Source organism: Microbacterium sp. CFBP 8801 (genome assembly GCF_014839455.1).
GTDB lineage: Bacteria > Actinomycetota > Actinomycetes > Actinomycetales > Microbacteriaceae > Microbacterium.
This window is the reverse complement of record NZ_JACYNU010000001.1, coordinates 67,679-82,686: the sequence shown is the minus strand read 5'-3', so window position 1 is coordinate 82,686 and position 15,008 is coordinate 67,679. Positions and strand designations below refer to the sequence as shown.

13 protein-coding genes are annotated in these 15,008 nt (G+C 69.4%); 3 read left to right on the top strand and 10 right to left on the bottom strand.

The genetic code is table 11. The features are described from left to right. The 4 genes from fdxA to IFR11_RS00380 form a co-directional block, all read right to left on the bottom strand. Window positions 1-321 (bottom strand): ferredoxin, encoded by a 321-nt coding sequence (gene fdxA, locus IFR11_RS00395; RefSeq protein ID WP_055836218.1) that lies wholly within the window; start codon window positions 319-321, stop codon window positions 1-3. A gap of 65 nt (window positions 322-386) precedes the next feature. Beyond that, complete coding sequence (locus IFR11_RS00390; RefSeq protein ID WP_191914869.1) at window positions 387-815, bottom strand: DUF6113 family protein; 429 nt, start codon at window positions 813-815, stop codon at window positions 387-389. 45 nt (window positions 816-860) lie between these two features. Continuing rightward, on the bottom strand, window positions 861-1,175 hold the full coding sequence (locus IFR11_RS00385) for an AzlD domain-containing protein (RefSeq protein ID WP_055836212.1): 315 nt from the start codon (window positions 1,173-1,175) through the stop codon (window positions 861-863). Continuing rightward, the gene (locus tag IFR11_RS00380; RefSeq protein ID WP_191915154.1) at window positions 1,172-1,900 is read right to left on the bottom strand and encodes an AzlC family ABC transporter permease; all 729 of its coding nucleotides are present in this window, start codon (window positions 1,898-1,900) and stop codon (window positions 1,172-1,174) included. Before IFR11_RS00380 ends, IFR11_RS00385 begins: the two co-directional genes overlap by 4 nt. A gap of 65 nt (window positions 1,901-1,965) precedes the next feature. On the opposite strand from IFR11_RS00380, the gene IFR11_RS00375 reads away from it, so the two are divergent. Then, a complete protein-coding gene (locus tag IFR11_RS00375) occupies window positions 1,966-2,517 on the top strand; it encodes a helix-turn-helix domain-containing protein (RefSeq protein ID WP_055836207.1) in 552 nt (183 codons plus the stop codon). 481 nt (window positions 2,518-2,998) lie between these two features. Here IFR11_RS00375 and typA read toward each other — a convergent pair whose 3' ends face one another. Together typA and IFR11_RS00365 are read right to left on the bottom strand one after the other, a co-directional pair. Next, window positions 2,999-4,909, bottom strand: coding sequence for a translational GTPase TypA (gene typA / locus IFR11_RS00370; protein WP_191914868.1), 1,911 nt, complete (start codon window positions 4,907-4,909; stop codon window positions 2,999-3,001). 130 nt (window positions 4,910-5,039) lie between these two features. Further along, entirely contained in the window at window positions 5,040-6,794 is a 1,755-nt protein-coding gene (locus tag IFR11_RS00365; protein WP_055836202.1) for a dipeptide ABC transporter ATP-binding protein, read from the bottom strand. Window positions 6,795-6,856: 62 nt separating this feature from the next. Between IFR11_RS00365 and IFR11_RS00360 the strand changes: the two genes are divergently transcribed. Then, complete coding sequence (locus tag IFR11_RS00360) at window positions 6,857-7,459, top strand: PH domain-containing protein (protein WP_055836199.1); 603 nt, start codon at window positions 6,857-6,859, stop codon at window positions 7,457-7,459. 20 nt (window positions 7,460-7,479) lie between these two features. On the opposite strand, the gene IFR11_RS00355 is transcribed toward IFR11_RS00360, so the two are convergent. The 3 genes from IFR11_RS00355 to IFR11_RS00345 all read right to left on the bottom strand — a co-directional run bounded on the left by IFR11_RS00355 (window position 7,480) and on the right by IFR11_RS00345 (window position 12,034). Next, complete coding sequence (locus IFR11_RS00355) at window positions 7,480-8,529, bottom strand: ABC transporter permease (protein ID WP_055836196.1); 1,050 nt, start codon at window positions 8,527-8,529, stop codon at window positions 7,480-7,482. A gap of 31 nt (window positions 8,530-8,560) precedes the next feature. After that, the gene (locus IFR11_RS00350) at window positions 8,561-10,105 is read right to left on the bottom strand and encodes an ABC transporter permease (RefSeq protein WP_191914867.1); all 1,545 of its coding nucleotides are present in this window, start codon (window positions 10,103-10,105) and stop codon (window positions 8,561-8,563) included. Window positions 10,106-10,258: 153 nt separating this feature from the next. Beyond that, window positions 10,259-12,034, bottom strand: a complete 1,776-nt coding sequence (locus tag IFR11_RS00345; RefSeq protein WP_055836189.1) for an ABC transporter family substrate-binding protein — start codon at window positions 12,032-12,034, stop codon at window positions 10,259-10,261. Between the two features lie 280 nt (window positions 12,035-12,314). Between IFR11_RS00345 and IFR11_RS00340 the strand changes: the two genes are divergently transcribed. Continuing rightward, window positions 12,315-13,163 carry a CPBP family intramembrane glutamic endopeptidase gene (locus IFR11_RS00340; protein WP_191914866.1) on the top strand — a complete coding sequence of 283 codons (849 nt, stop codon included), beginning with the start codon at window positions 12,315-12,317 and terminating at the stop codon, window positions 13,161-13,163. 66 nt (window positions 13,164-13,229) lie between these two features. Here IFR11_RS00340 and IFR11_RS00335 read toward each other — a convergent pair whose 3' ends face one another. After that, a complete protein-coding gene (locus IFR11_RS00335) occupies window positions 13,230-14,972 on the bottom strand; it encodes an ABC transporter substrate-binding protein (RefSeq protein WP_191914865.1) in 1,743 nt (580 codons plus the stop codon). Window positions 14,973-15,008 lie beyond the last annotated feature (36 nt).

Sequence of the window (15,008 nt, the reverse complement as noted above, 5' to 3'; positions counted from 1 at the left end):
TCAGTGGGCCTGCGGGGGGAGCGCGGTGATGACGGGGTGGTCCTTGGCGATCACGCCGACCTTCGCCGCTCCACCGGGCGAGCCGATGTCGTCGAAGAATTCGACGTTGGCCTTGTAGTAATCGGACCACTCTTCGGGCAGGTCGTCTTCGTAGTAGATCGCCTCGACGGGGCAGACCGGCTCGCACGCACCGCAGTCGACGCATTCGTCGGGGTGGATGTACAGCGATCGTTCACCCTCGTAGATGCAGTCGACGGGGCATTCGTCGATGCAGGCACGGTCCTTCACATCGACGCACGGGAGGGCGATCACGTAAGTCACGACCCCAGTCTAATCGCGCGGGAGCGACCGGCCTCGCCGCGCGGCCGCCGATGACCCCCGAGGCGTCACCGCGCGGTCGTCGCCGGGGCCGCGTTCGCGCCCGTGCCGACCGCGGACTGCTGCTTCAGGTGCGAGAAGTCGGGCCAGAAGGCCACGAAGACCATCAGCGCCGGGCCCACGATCGTCCACACCACGGGGATCCATTCGGTGCCCGGGGTGGGGGCTGAGACGATGGCCGACCCGCCGGGCCCCACCTGCGAGAACAGATACGTCGCCGCCGAGATGCCGAACCCGCCGGCCAGCGCGTTGATCCGGTCCCCCGTCAGCACCCGCAACGCGATCAACAGCGCCGCACTGCCGACCGTGGCCAGGATCAGTCCCAGCGGCACGGGTCCGAGGCGGTACGCCTGCGCGACCGTGCCGGCCGCCCCGTAGAAGGCGCCGACCAGCAGCGCCACGACCCAACCGACGATGCGCAGGATCCCAGAGTTCATTGCGTCAGTTTAGGCGCGACACCTTTGCGCCGAGAGAACCCCCGGTCACGCCGCCCACCCCCACAGGCGCAGCAGCGCCGCGGTGACCGCGGCCGCCACGACCACGATGAGGAACGGGGCGCGCGCCCACAGCAGCAGCGCCGCGACCGCGACGGCCGGCAGTCGCGCGTCGAGGACGATCTCCGAGCCCGCCGCCACCGTCTGCACGATCACCAGCGCCGACAGCAGTGCCACGGTCAGCAGATCGGCGATGCGCGCCGGGCGGGGTGCCTCGAGCCAGTGCGCGGGAGTGAGGTAGCCGACGCCCTTCAGGGCGACGCAGATCACCGAGGCCAGGAGCACGGCGGTCCACAGGGTCATGGCATCCCCTTCTCTTCGGCGACGACTCCGGGAGCGGACGTGGGGCGGCGCGGATCGAACAGCCCCACCGCGACCGCGACGCCCGCGGCGGCGATGACGGGGATGCCCGGCATGAGCACGGGAGTGAGGGCGGCGGCGACGACCGCCGCCCCCGCGGCCACCGCGAGCGGCTCGCGCCCCCGCAGCCGGGGCCACAGCAGCGCGAGGAACGCCGCCGCCGCGGCCGCATCGAGGCCGTATGTGCGCGGGTCGCCCAGCACGTCGCCCAGCAGCGCGCCCAGGAGGGTCGAGATGTTCCAGCCGATCCAGATCGCGACGCCGGTGACCCAGAACCCCCACTGGCGTGCGCGCGGCGTGGACTGCGCAAGGCCCACGGCCACCGATTCGTCGATCGTGAACTGCGTCGCGCCGGCCTTGCGCCAAAATCCCCCCGCCACGACGGGAGCCATCCGCATCGCGTACGCGGCGTTGCGCACGCCCAGCAGCACCGACGACGCGATCGCGGCGGGAGCGGCGGCCGCGCCGCCGGCGGCGATGACACCGACGAACGCGAACTGCGACCCGCCCGTGAACATCAGCAGGCTCAGCACGCACGTCTGCCAGACGTCGAGTCCGGAGGCCACCGACAGGGCGCCGAACGACACGCCGTAGGCGCTCGTAGCCAGCGCGACGGCGAGCCCCTGGCGAGCGGCGACACCCTCGGGTGTTCGGTAGAACGAACGCATGGTCAACATCGTGAACGCTTGAGAGGCGTTCGTCAAGTCGAACGATCGTTGAGCATAATGAACGCATGACAGATCTGAGCGACCGCATCGCCGCGACCCTGCGTCGCGAGCGCGAACGACGCGATCTGAGCGTCTCGGAGCTCGCCCGCCGCGCGGGCGTCGCGAAAGCGACGGTCTCGCAGCTCGAGAACGGCGGGGGCAATCCCAGCGTCGAAACGCTCTGGGCGCTCGCCACCGCCCTCGAGGTGCCCTTCGCGGTGCTCGTCGACGAGGGCGTGCGCTCCCCCACGCTCATCCGCGCCGGTGAGGCCACCGCGGCCGTGTCGTCCTCGGCATCCGACTATCTCGCCGTGCTCCTGTCGGCGAGCCCGCCGCACGCCCGCCGCGACATCTACCTGCTCAGCGCCGAACCCGGCACGCCACGCCTGTCGGAGCCCCACCCCCGCGGCACGATCGAGCACGTCGTGCTCGTGACCGGTCGCGGCCTCGTCGGCCCGGTCGACGCCCCCTACGAGCTGTCCCCCGGCGACTACCTCTCGTACCCCGGCGACGCTCCGCACGTGTTCGAGGCGCTGGAGCCGGGCATGAGCGTCGTCTGCGTCGTCGAGTCGCGCTGAGCCCACCGCTCGCGCCGCAGCACCCGTCGAGCCCCCCCCGCGCCACGCCCACGCCGAGCCCCCAGCGCCACAACCCCGTTGAGTGTCCAGGACACGCCGCCACGGCGCGGGTACGCGCGGCGCGTCTTGGACACTCAACGGGAAACGAGCGCCGCGCGCGCAAAACGGCCCCGCGCCACCGCCCCGCCCAGCCACTCGCGTCGCACCCACGCCGAGCCGCAAGCGCCGCAACCACGCCGAGCCCCCCAGCGCCACAACCCCGTTGAGTGTCCACGACACGCCGCCCCCGCACCGGCACACACGGCGCGTCTTGGACACTCAACGGGGAATCCACTCCGCGGAAACGCGAATGGGCCCGCGCCAGCGCTCAGGCCGCATCCGCGCCCGGCCCAGCCGAGCCCTGCCCGGCCCCGCCCCAGCGCCACAACCCGTCGAGTGTCCAGAACACGCCGCCACCGCCCGAGGCACAGCGGCGTGNCGCTTACGCGTTGGCATCCTGACGCTTCAGGCGCGAGGCTGAGCGTCCGCGCTCGGTCGCGTCGAGCACGACCTTGCGGATACGCACGGCCTCGGGGGTGACCTCGACGCATTCGTCGTCGCGGGCGAACTCGAGGCTCTCCTCGAGCGTCAGCAGGCGCGGGGGCGTCATCGACTCGAACGAGTCGGAGCTGGCCGCACGCATGTTGGTCAGCTTCTTCTCTTTGGTGATGTTGACGTCCATGTCGTCGGCGCGCGAGTTCTCGCCGATGACCATGCCCTCGTAGACCTCCTGCGTCGGCTGCACGAAGAACGACATGCGCTCCTGCAGACCGATCATCGCGAAGGGGGTGACGACGCCCATGCGGTCGGCGACGATCGAGCCGTTCTGACGGGTCGAGATGTGACCGGCCCAGGGCTCGTAGCCGTGCGAGATCGCGTTGGCGATACCGGTGCCGCGCGTGGTGGTGAGGAACTCGGTGCGGAAGCCGATCAGGCCGCGCGAGGGGACGACGAACTCCATGCGCACCCAGCCGGTGCCGTGGTTCGTCATGTTGTCCATGCGACCCTTGCGGCCGGCGAGCAGCTGCGTGATCGCACCGAGGTACTCCTCGGGCGAGTCGATGGTGAGGTGCTCGAACGGCTCGTAGGTCTTGCCGTCGATCTTCTTCGTGACCACCTGCGGCTTGCCGACGGTGAGCTCGAAGCCCTCGCGGCGCATGTTCTCGACGAGGATCGCGAGGGCGAGCTCTCCGCGGCCCTGCACCTCCCACGCGTCGGGGCGTCCGATATCGACGACCTTCAGCGAGACGTTACCGATCAGCTCGCGGTCGAGGCGGTCCTTGACCATGCGGGCGGTGAGCTTGTGGCCCTTGACCTTGCCCATGAGGGGCGAGGTGTTCGTGCCGATGGTCATCGAGATGGCCGGGTCGTCGACCGTGATGGCCTTGAGGGGCCGCACGTCTTCGGGGTCGGCGATGGTCTCGCCGATGGTGATGTCGGGGAAACCGGCGATGGCGACGATGTCGCCGGGGCCGGCGTCGTCGGCCGGGTAGCGCTCGAGCGCGCGGGTCTTCAGTAGCTCGGTGATCCGGGCGTTGCTGGTGCTGCCGTCGGCACGGACCCACGCGACCGTCTGACCCTTCTTCAGGGTGCCGTTGAACACGCGCAGCAGCGCGAGGCGACCGAGGAAGGGGCTCGAGTCGAGGTTGGTGACCCACGCCTGCAGCGGCGCCTCATCGTCGTACGACGGGGCCGGAACGTGCTCGAGGATCGCGCCGAAGAGCGGCTCGAGGTCGTCGTTGTCGGGCAGCGAGCCGTCGGCGGGACGGTTCAGCGACGCAGCTCCCGCACGACCCGAGGCGTACACGACGGGGACGTCGAGCAGGGCGTCGACGTCGAGGTCGGGAACGTCGTCGACCAGGTCGGATGCGAGACCCAGCAGCAGGTCGTGCGCTTCTTCTTCGACCTCGCCGATACGCGCGTCGGGTCGGTCGGTCTTGTTCACCAACAGGATGACGGGGAGCTTGGCCTCGAGGGCCTTGCGCAGCACGAAGCGGGTCTGGGGCAGCGGGCCCTCGGACGCGTCGACGAGCAGCACGACACCGTCGACCATCGACAGGCCGCGCTCGACCTCGCCACCGAAGTCGGCGTGGCCCGGGGTGTCGATCACGTTGATCGTGACCGGCACGTCGCTGTGGACGCCGTTGTAGGTGATCGCCGTGTTCTTGGCGAGGATCGTGATGCCCTTTTCGCGCTCGAGGTCGTTCGAGTCCATCGCGCGTTCTTCGATGTGCGCGTGGTCGCCGAACGAGCCGGTCTGGCGGAGCATGGCGTCGACGAGAGTCGTCTTGCCGTGGTCGACGTGCGCGACGATCGCGACGTTGCGGAGGTCAGGACGAAGGGCGTGCGCCATGGAGGGTCTCCAGGAAAATTCGGGGTGGCGCCCGGAATCGGGCTCCCTTAGTCTACCGGGCGCCCGCCGCGCAGCCTGGCAGACAGCAGAAAGGGGCGGGATTCCTCGGAATCCCCCCCTTTCCGGCACCTCAGGAGGCCGGGTTGTCCTTCAGCAGCTCGTGGCGAAGCTCGCGGCGAGCGGCCTGGACCTCGACATCGGGCACCGGGATCGCGGCGATGAGTCGCTGCGTGTACTGCTGCTTCGGTGCGCGCAGGATCTGATCGCGGGTGCCCTGCTCGGCGATCTTGCCGCGGTTGAGCACCACGATGCGATCGGCCATGGCATCCACGACGGCGAGGTCGTGGCTGATGAACAGGCACGCGAAACGGTGCTCCTTCTGCAGCTCGCTGAGAAGTTCGAGCACGCGGGCCTGCACCGACACGTCGAGCGCGCTCGTGGGCTCGTCGGCGACCAGCAGACGCGGCTGCAGCGAGAGGGCGCGCGCAATGCCCACGCGCTGCTTCTGCCCGCCCGACAGCTCGTGCGGGTAGCGGTTGCGGTAGCTGCGCGGAAGACGCACCTCGTCGAGCAGCTTCTCGATACGCGCGTCGAGCTCGGCGCCCTTGGCCTCGCCGGCGAGGAACAGCGGCTCGCCGATGGACTCGCCGATCGGCAGGCGCGGGTTCAGCGACGACGACGGGTCCTGGAACACGATGCCCACGCGGCGGCGCAGCGACTTGATGAGCTTGCGCGAGCCGCTCGAGATATCGACGCCGTCGACCACCAGACGACCGTCGGCGATGGGCTGCAGACCGATGGCGGCGCGGCCGATGGTCGACTTGCCCGACCCCGACTCTCCGACCAGTCCGACGATCTCGCCCTCGGCGATGCCCAGCGTGACGTCGTCGACGGCGCGGAAGGCGGCGACGCGTCCTTTCTTGCCGTACTCGATCGAGACGTTGTCGAGCTGCAGCACCGGGTGGGCGATCTCGGGGGCGGCGACGGCGAGGGCGATCGTCTCGGTGCGGGCGGGACCACTGGCCACCGCGGTGGCCAATGCCTCGACGACGTCGACCGTGGCTTCGCCCTCGAGGGTCTCGCCCAGGCGCGGGACCGAGGCCAGCAGTTCCTTCGTGTAGGCGTCCTGCGGGTCGCCCAGCACCTTCGCGGCGGGGCCCTGCTCGACGATGTCGCCGGACTTCATCACGACGATCCAGTCCGCGAGGTCGGCGACGACGCCCATGTCGTGCGTGATGAGCAGCACGGCCGAGTCGAGGCGGTCGCGCAGGTCGCGGATGAGATCGAGGATCTCGGCCTGCACGGTCACGTCGAGCGCGGTCGTGGGCTCATCGGCGATGAGCAGCGCCGGCTCCAGGCTGATCGACTGCGCGATCATGGCGCGCTGGCGCTGGCCGCCCGACAGCTGGTGCGGGTACGAGGCGAAGGCTTTGGCCGGGTCGGGGAGCCCGACCATCTCGAGCAGTTCCATCGCGCGGGCCTTGGCCTGCGTGGGAGCGATGGGGGTGTGCGCGCGCAGCGCCTCGATGATCTGCGACCCCACCGTCAGCACAGGGTTCAGGGCCGTCATCGGCTCCTGGAAGATCGCCGCGACCTCGGGACCGCGCAGCTGCCGCATCTGCGATGCCGACAGGCCGGTGACCTCGCGGCCGTTGACCTTGATGCTGCCGGTGACGCGGCTGTTGCGCGGCAGCAGGTCGAGCACGGCCATCGAGCTGACGCTCTTGCCCGAGCCCGACTCGCCGACCACCGCGACGACCTGGCCGCGCGCGATCGAGTAGGTGAGGTGCTTCGCGGCGGGAACCCACACGTCGTCGACCGCGAAGTCGACGCTGACGTCGGTCATCTCGAGGGCGGGGATGGCCGCCTTCTCGGTCGTGCTCATGAGAATGTCCTCTCGGTCCCGCCGAGCGGGAGTGAGTGATCGGGGAATGAAAGAATCGGAGGATGCCACGCCAGACGTTCCGTTCGACGTTCACCCGAGTCCTGTGCGGCATCGTCTGGGCGATCATCGCCGTCGTGGCGATCGGTCTGCTCGTCACGCCCGGGGCGAGCGAGGCGCCCGCCCTCGTGATCGTGGGCGCGCTGGGAGCGGCGGCCCTGGTCACCGGCATCCTGTGGTCGCCCTCGGTGTCCGTCGACGACGACGGCGTGCAGGTCGACAACATCGCCCTGCGCTACCTCGTGCCGTGGGCGGCGCTCATCCACGTCGACACGCGGTACTCGCTGCAGCTGCACACGCCCGGACGTCGCATCGGCGTCACCGCCGCACCGGCGCCCGGCGCGACCGGATCGCTCCGCGCCGCTCGCGCCCACCGCCGCAGCGACAGCCCGTCGACGCCGCAGACGCGCCCCGGCGAGCTGCCGAACACCGACTCCGGACGCGCCGCCGAGATGGTGCGAACCCGCTGGCACGCGCTGCGCGAAGCCGGACGCATCGAGGCGGGTGTCGCCGAGAGCGTCCGCGTGCACGTGGGCGTCCGCACGGGCAACCTCGTGCTGCTCGTGGCCGGCGCGGCCGGTCTCGTCGCGGCGGTCGCCCTGGGCTGACACCCGCGCGAAGGCGAGCGTCATGACGACGGGGTCTCCGGGTGCACCCGCGCCTGCGTGCTCGCGGGAGCGGTGGTCGACGACGCCGACGTCTCTTTCGTGCGACGCAGCGAGAAGCGCTTCTGACGGGGGTCGAAGGCGTCGCGCAGGCCGTCGCCGACGAAGTTGACCAGCACCGCCAGCAGCACGATGAACACCGCGGGCCACCAGAACAGCCAGGGTCGCGTCGAGAACGCGGACTGGTTGTCGGAGATGATCAGACCCAGCGACACGTCGGGCGGGCGCACGCCGAGCTGCAGGTAGCTCAACGCGGTCTCGAGCAGGATCGCCGAGGCGGCGAGGAGCGTCGCCGCCACGATGACCACGCCGATGGCGTTGGGCAGGATGTGCTTGAAGATGATGCGCGCGTCGCTGGCACCCGCCACGCGGGCGGCCTCGACGAACTCGCGCTCGCGCAGCGACAGGAACTCGGCGCGCACCAGGCGGGCGATCGTCGTCCACGACACCATCGCGAGGAAGAACGCCAGCGGGATCACACCGAGGCCGCCCGTCGCTCGACCGACGACGGCGCCGATGACGATGATCGGGATGACGATGAACACGTCGGTGATGCGCATGAGGACGGCATCTACCCAGCCGCGGTAGTACCCGGCGAGGGCGCCGATGACGGTGCCGACCGTGGTGCCCACGAAGCTGATGATGATCATCACGAGGATCGAGTTCTGGATGCCGCGCATCGTCATCGCGAAGTAGTCGATGCCGATGCGGTCCTGACCGAACGGGTGCTCGCCCAGCGAGAAGGGGAAGACCGACAGCGTCGGCGCCCCGCCGTCGTTCTGCGGGTTCAGCGACGTGTAGTCGTATTTCCACCAGCCGGGGATGGGCCCCAGGCCGATCGCCGAGATCGAGAAGATCGCCAGCAGCACGAACAGGATGCCGGAGACGACGGAGATCTTGTTCGACAGGAAGCGACGCAGGACGAGCCGTCCCTGGCTCACCCCGACGGTGTCGCGCTCATCGGCCGGGACCGGCGCATCGACGTTCGCGGGTTCGGGAAGCATCTGAGTCATCGGGAGACCTCCGGGAATCGGACGGCGGCGATCATGCGACCACTCGCACTCGGGGGTCGAGCGCCGCGTAGGCGAGATCGGCCAGGAAGTTGAAGACGATGGCGGTGATCGCGATGACGATGAAGTAGCCCATCACCGGGTTCACGTCCACACGCTGGATGGAGGTCACGAACAGCTGGCCCATGCCCGAGATCGCGAAGACCTTCTCGGTGATGACCGCGCCACCCAGAAGGGCTCCGACGTCGGTCGCGACGAGCGTCACGATCGGGATGAGCATGTTGCGCAGGCCGTGGCGCAGGATGACCGTCCGCTCCGGCAGACCCTTGGCGCGGGCCGTGCGGATGAAGTCCTGGTTCATCACCTCGAGCATGCCCGCGCGGGCGTAGCGCGTGTATCCCGCGAACGAGATCAGCAGCAGCGAGATCGTCGGGAGCAGCAGGTGCGTGAAGCTGTCGATGCCCGTGATCCACATGTCGCCGTTGAACCCGGGGGTGACGGCACCGACCGTCGCGATGGGGCGACCGTTGATGCGCGGGTTGTTGACGTATGCCGGCCACGACTGCATGTAGCGGTCGAGGATCACGAGCGCGAACGACAGGAACGCCACGAGGCCGCCGATGCGCGCGGTCATGCCGCGGTCGGGGGCGCCGAGCAGGTAGCCCGTGGCGAGGCCGACGACCACGGCGACCAGGCCGATGATGATGATCGTCGCGGTCGTGGAGATGTCGAACAGTCCCTGCAGCAGGAAGAAGCAGAGGTACGAGATCGCGCCGTTGAGCGCCGCGACGATGAGGGCGCGACGGTTGGTGAGCCCGGCGATCAGGGCCGTGACGATGACGACCACACCGGCGATGATCAGCAGCAGGCCCACGGGACCGAACCCGGGGTTGCGGAACCAGTCGGTGACGTTGAAGTACACCAGCAGCGCCACGGTCGCCGCGGCGGCGGTGGCGCCGACGATCAGGCGGCGACGCGCCTCGCCGCCGATCATGGCCTGCCAGACGACGGCGGACACGACCGCCAGGAGGACGATCACCCAGATCGGGATCGAGGTGGCCGACTCGAGGAAACTGTTGAAGCCGAGGGCCAGGAACTCCTTCAGCAGCACCGCCACGAGGAACGACGGCAGCGAGAAGAGGAAGAAGCTCAGCAGCGTGATGCCGAAGTCGAAGCCGCTGTACTGGCGCAGAGCCGAGACGACACCGACCACGATGCCCAGCACGATCGCCAGCACGAACGACGCCGTCACGAGCTGGAGGGTGGAGCCGACCGCGGTGGGCAGGATGTCGAGGACGGGGGCATTGCTGATCGTCAGACCCAGGTTGCAGGTTCCGGCGAAGGGGATGAGGCAGCCGGCGGCGCCGCCCAGCCAGAGGAAGTAACGCAGCGGCGCGGGCACGTTCAGATCGAGCGCGGCGACGCGGGCGGCGATCAGCTGGTCGCGGTTGGCGGCGGTGCTGTCGCGGAGGTCCTGGAGGGGGTCGCCGGCGTTGGCGGCGAGCACGTACATGATGAACGATGCTGCAAGCAGAACCAGGATCGAGACGGCGATGCGCCTGAGAATGAATCCGACCATCGCGGGAGGTCTTCTTTCGATCGGGTGACGGACGCGGAGACGGCGCCCTGGAAAGGATAGTCGCGGGCGCGGCGCACAGAGCGCGCCGCGCGCAGACGAAGTGAGGCGCCGGAGCCGAGCGACTCCGGCGCCTCACGAGGGATCAACGGGTCATCAACCCGCGAGCGTCCACTCCTGTGCGTTCCAGACGATGCCGGTCTGGCCGCCGAAGTAGTCGACGCCCGTCACGGAACCGTTGTCAGCGAACAGACCGGGCGACTGGAACAGCGGCAGACCGTAGAAGTCCTTCGCCGTGGCCGTGTCGATCTGCACCTTGAGGTCGGCCAGCTTGGTCGTGTCGACCGTGACCTGGGTCTCGTCGACGAGGGTGTCGACCGCCGAGTTGCTGTAGTTGTTGTAGTTACCGCCGCCGCCGCTCTTGAAGATCTGCGGGAGCGCGGCGTTACCGGCACCGGGCGAGACCCAACCGAAGATCGACGCGTCGTAGCTGCCGCTGCCGAGGAGCTTGCTCCAGTCGGGCGAACCGGCGTCCTCGATCACGAAGCCGGCCTGCTGCGCCGACTGCTGGATGGCGCGGAAGCTGTCGACACGGTTCGGGTTGTTGGTGTTGTAAAGGATGCGAACGGTCGGGGTGGCACCGTTGAGCAGCGCCTTGGCGCCCTCGATGTCGGGCTCGGTGAACGCGTCGTATCCGCTCGAGGAGACGGCGGTGGTGTACTGGTCGCCGTCGGTCGGCAGGAAGATCTGCGAGTTGAGCACCTCGGCGTCGGGGTTGACCGGCTTGATGATCGAGTCGAGGATCTGCTGGCGCGGGATCGTCTTGAGGAAGGCCTCACGGACGTTGGCGTCGGCGAAGACACCGCCGAAGGTCAGGTCGACGTGGTCGTACGCGAGCTGGCTGCCCGAGTGGACCGTGGCGTTCGCGTTCTCGAGCGCGGTCAGCGTGTCGGCGGAGGCCTGCGGCTGGATGGCCTGGACCTCACCGTTCTGGAGCGCCGTGACCTGAGCGTTCGAGTCGCCGATGAAGCGGATGATCAGCTGGTCGTACGCGGGCGACATCTCGCCCTTGTAGTTGGGGTTCTTGCCCAGCGTGATGCTCTGCTCGGGCGTGAAGTCGGTCACGATGAACGGACCGCTCGCGACGAGCAGGCTCTGGTCGGTCGGCATGGCGGTGACGTCGTAGCCGGTGTTCCAGAAGTCGGCCGCGGCCTTGAGCGTCGCGTTGGGGGCGACGGGCGCGTCGGGGTTGCCCTCGGGCAGCGACTTGAGCAGGTCGACGAACTCGGACTCCGACACGCCCGCCTTCTCGGCCAGCACGTGGGCCGGCTTGCCGATCGGGTTGACGAGCTCGTAGTCCACGAAGGGCTTCGAGTACACGAGCGTCATCGACATGTTGTCGTCGCTGATCGTGGGGAACGCGGTGGTGTCGAGACCCGCGGTGCTGCCGGCGAGGCTGAAGTACTGCGTGCCGCCGTTGGTGACCTCGCTGGTGGCGGGGTCGAGCTTGGCGTCGTCGAAGTAGCCCGAGTTGATGGCCCAGTTGACGAGCATGTCATCGGCGTTGATGGGCTCGCCATCCGACCAGGTGAGACCCTCGTTGATCGTGTACTTGACCGTGAGGGGGTCCTCGGAGACCGTCTCGTACGTGCCGAAGTCGGTGTTGTCGAGGATCGAGAAGTCCTTGTCGAGGCGCTGGAAGCCACCGAGGCCCAGGCCGCCGCTGACACCGGTCAGGTAACCGACCATGCCGTTGGTGTCGAGGTTGGCCTCGGGGGTGTCGCCGTTGAACGAGGTGAACGCGTTCGTCGTGGCGATGGTGACGGTGCCGCCGGTGGACGACGCACCGCCCTCGGGGGTGGCGGTGGTGGTGCAACCGGCAAGGGCCAGAGCCGCGACCGCGACTCCTGCTCCCGCCGTAAGGGCGCGCATGCGCCGAGTCTTTTCAGACACTTTGCCTCCAGTGCAGAGTGGACGGGCACCCCCGACACGCGAGTGGCAGGGGGAAGCCGTGGATACCGAAACGATAGATAAAGGCTTCCGGATGGTCAAAACTCCTGGGCAATTCGTTACAGACCTTTAACTTGAGCGCGGTTGCGTAGAGCATTCTGACAACCCCGTTCTGTGTCATACCCGGAAGCGGCCGAGCATCCCCCACCGATGCTCGTGCGCGCACCCATCGGTCATCGCCCGCCGGTGTTAGATACACGGTGTGACCCGGCATCCGTTCTCCGACCCGCCCTCCCTCGGCGAGGGCGACGCGACGTATCGACGACGACGACTGATCTGGGAGATCGCCCTCGTCCTGCTCATCACCGTGGGCCAGTCCGCGATCTACTCGGTGGTGTCGTTCGTGCGCACCGTGACCCGGGCGCCCATCTCGCAGCAGCAGACGCAGTTGAATCCGTCGCGCAGCGCCGAACCGCTCTGGGACGCCGTCTACCAGTTCCTGAACATCGCGTTCTCGCTGGCTCTGGTCGCGCTCGTGGTCTTCCTCTTGTGGGAGCCGGCGAACAACGCGCTGCACCGGATCGGTCTGGATTTCCGGCGGTTCGGCAGCGACATTCTGCGCGGGGTGCTGCTGCTTTTGCTGATCGGCGTTCCGGGGATCGGGGTGTACGCGATCGGACGCGCGCTCGGCCAGAGCATCGCCGTCGTTCCGGCCCCCCTGGACTCGTCGTGGTGGGTCATCGCCCTGCTGGTGCTCGCGGCCCTTCGGGCGGGGCTCACCGAGGAGGTCATCTTCCTCGGGTACCTCTTCGACCGCCTGCGACGCCTCGGCTGGTCGTGGACGGGGATCATCGTGTCGACGGCCTTGCTGCGCGGCAGCTATCACCTCTACCAGGGGTGGCCCTCGGCGCTGGGCAACGTCGTCATGGGACTCGTGTTCGGCTGGTGCTACAAGCGCTGGGGCCGCGTCATGCCGCTCGTCGTGGCGCACACGATCATCGACATCGTGGCCTTCGTGGGCTACCCGCTGGCAGCGGCGTGGTGGCCCGCGATCTTCGCCCCGCCGACCCCCGCGGTCACGCCCACACCGTCGCCGACCGTCACCCCGTGACGCCCCGCGGGCGGCACGAATCGCGCTGAATCGGCGGCGGTCGGGCCGCCACGGCGGACCTCGCGATCAGGGCTGCGGCGGCGTCCAGGTCCAGAATGCGGGCGGCAGGCCGTTCGGTTGCGACGTGTAGGCCACTCCCCCGACGCCGGCGGCGGTCACGACCGCGCCCGTGCGCTCGAGCAGGGGCACCCCGGCGTACGCGGTGAACAGCGACTGATCGATCTTCTTCGCCGCGGCGAGCACGTCGACCGGGTCGGTGTCGTTCGTGAGTCCGGCGAACAGGCGCGCGGTGTCGGGCCCGTCGACCCCCTCGGCGATCCGATCGCGGGCCGAGCGGTACAGGCTCTCGTCTTCTCCGACCCAGGCGAGGGTGGCATCCGGAGTCTCGGTCTCGGTCGCGACGCGCACGGCGATGCCCGCGGTCGCCCCCATCGTCACCATGCGCGTGAAGACCTGCGCCGAGATCTCGTCGGTGGCGTCGTACCCCACCCGCAGCACCGCGGCGCGGTCGTCGAGCGCCTCGCGCGCACCGTCGACGTCGCTCCCCGTTCCCGGCGCACCGTTGCCCGAGGTGAGGTCGCGATAGAGCTGACCGGCCGCGGGCGACGACAGGAACGACTGCAGCGGCTGCGCGTCGGGCCGCACGGTGCCCAGCGCGTCCTTCACGATCACCGAGCGGTCGAGCGAACGCGAGGTGGCCTCTCGCAGGGCGGGGGCGGTGCCGTTGGCGAACCGCAGCTGCAGGGTCTCGGTGGTGGGCCCGGTGACCACCTGCAGACCGGCGTCGGTGAGCGTCTTCAGCTCGTCCTCGTCGAGGTCGCCGATGTTCGCCACGTCGACCATTCCCGCCTCGATCGCCGAGAGCTGCGCCGCACGATCCGCGAAGAAGCGCACCGTGAGCCCCTCGAGGCCGGGGAAGTGCGCGCCCTGATAGCTGTCGCGCCGGGCCAGGGTGAGGGTGTCGGTCGTGGCCGAAGCGACGGTCCAGGGGCCAGCGGCCACGATGGATGCCGGATCGGGGGCCGTTCCGGCGGGCACGTCGAAGCCCGTGTTCCAGGCCTGCGCGGCGGCCGCCAGCACGGGGTTGGGGGCGACCGGCGCCGTCGGGTCGCCCTCGGGGACCGTGAGAATGGCGGTGAGCAGGTCTTTCACACTGACCCCGGCGCGCTGCGCGACGACGTGGACCGGCCGATCGAGCAGCCACTGGCGGTTCCAGTCGGCGAACGGCTCGTCGTAGGTGAGGGTCAGGGTGTCGGCGGCACGGTCGATGCTCGGGCGCGCCGTGCGCGCGTTGGGGTCGGCGGGGGCTGCGGTGTCGAAGTACCGCGTGCCCGAGACGATCTGCCCGGTGGCGTCGTACGTGGCGTCGTCGAAGAAGTGCGACGACACCGCCCAGCCGAACAGCAGGTCGTCGAGGGTGACGGGCGTGCCGTCCGACCACGTGCGGTCGGTGAACAGCTCGTAGCTGACCTTCAGGGGGTCGCCCTCGACGCGGGTGATGCGTCCGAGGCCGTCGTTCGGAACGACCTGCAGGTCGCCGTCGAGCGAACCGAGTTGCTCGTCGAGCAGCTCGGACACCGCACGATTGGCCGCCGTGTCGCCGGTGCGACTCTCGGCGTTGAAGCTCGTGAGGCTGCCGACGACGCCGACCGTGAGGCTGGTGCGCGCCTCCGGCTCGGGCGCGGGTGCCGCGTCGGGCGCAGCGCACCCGGCGAGCACGATGGCGCAGGCGGCGAGCAGGGCGATCGACCGCCCCCGTCCGCGTCGTCGCCGAGTCGGTCGTGAGTGGTGAGTCAGCCCGTGGTGCACACCCGAACTGTACTAAACGCCTCCTGTGCGAACCCC

Excerpts from the sequence above, each read along its gene's own strand:
- IFR11_RS00390 (WP_191914869.1), bottom strand. The coding sequence starts at position 815 with ATGAACTCTGGGATCCTGCGCATCGTCGGTTGGGTCGTGGCGCTGCTG.
- IFR11_RS00365 (WP_055836202.1), bottom strand. The coding sequence starts at position 6,794 with ATGAGCACGACCGAGAAGGCGGCCATCCCCGCCCTCGAGATGACCGAC.
- IFR11_RS00360 (WP_055836199.1), top strand. The coding sequence starts at position 6,857 with ATGCCACGCCAGACGTTCCGTTCGACGTTCACCCGAGTCCTGTGCGGC.
- typA (WP_191914868.1), bottom strand. The coding sequence starts at position 4,909 with ATGGCGCACGCCCTTCGTCCTGACCTCCGCAACGTCGCGATCGTCGCG.
- IFR11_RS00355 (WP_055836196.1), bottom strand. The coding sequence starts at position 8,529 with ATGACTCAGATGCTTCCCGAACCCGCGAACGTCGATGCGCCGGTCCCG.
- IFR11_RS00345 (WP_055836189.1), bottom strand. The coding sequence starts at position 12,034 with ATGCGCGCCCTTACGGCGGGAGCAGGAGTCGCGGTCGCGGCTCTGGCC.
- IFR11_RS00380 (WP_191915154.1), bottom strand. The coding sequence starts at position 1,900 with ATGCGTTCGTTCTACCGAACACCCGAGGGTGTCGCCGCTCGCCAGGGG.
- IFR11_RS00375 (WP_055836207.1), top strand. The coding sequence starts at position 1,966 with ATGACAGATCTGAGCGACCGCATCGCCGCGACCCTGCGTCGCGAGCGC.
- IFR11_RS00385 (WP_055836212.1), bottom strand. The coding sequence starts at position 1,175 with ATGACCCTGTGGACCGCCGTGCTCCTGGCCTCGGTGATCTGCGTCGCC.
- IFR11_RS00350 (WP_191914867.1), bottom strand. The coding sequence starts at position 10,105 with ATGGTCGGATTCATTCTCAGGCGCATCGCCGTCTCGATCCTGGTTCTG.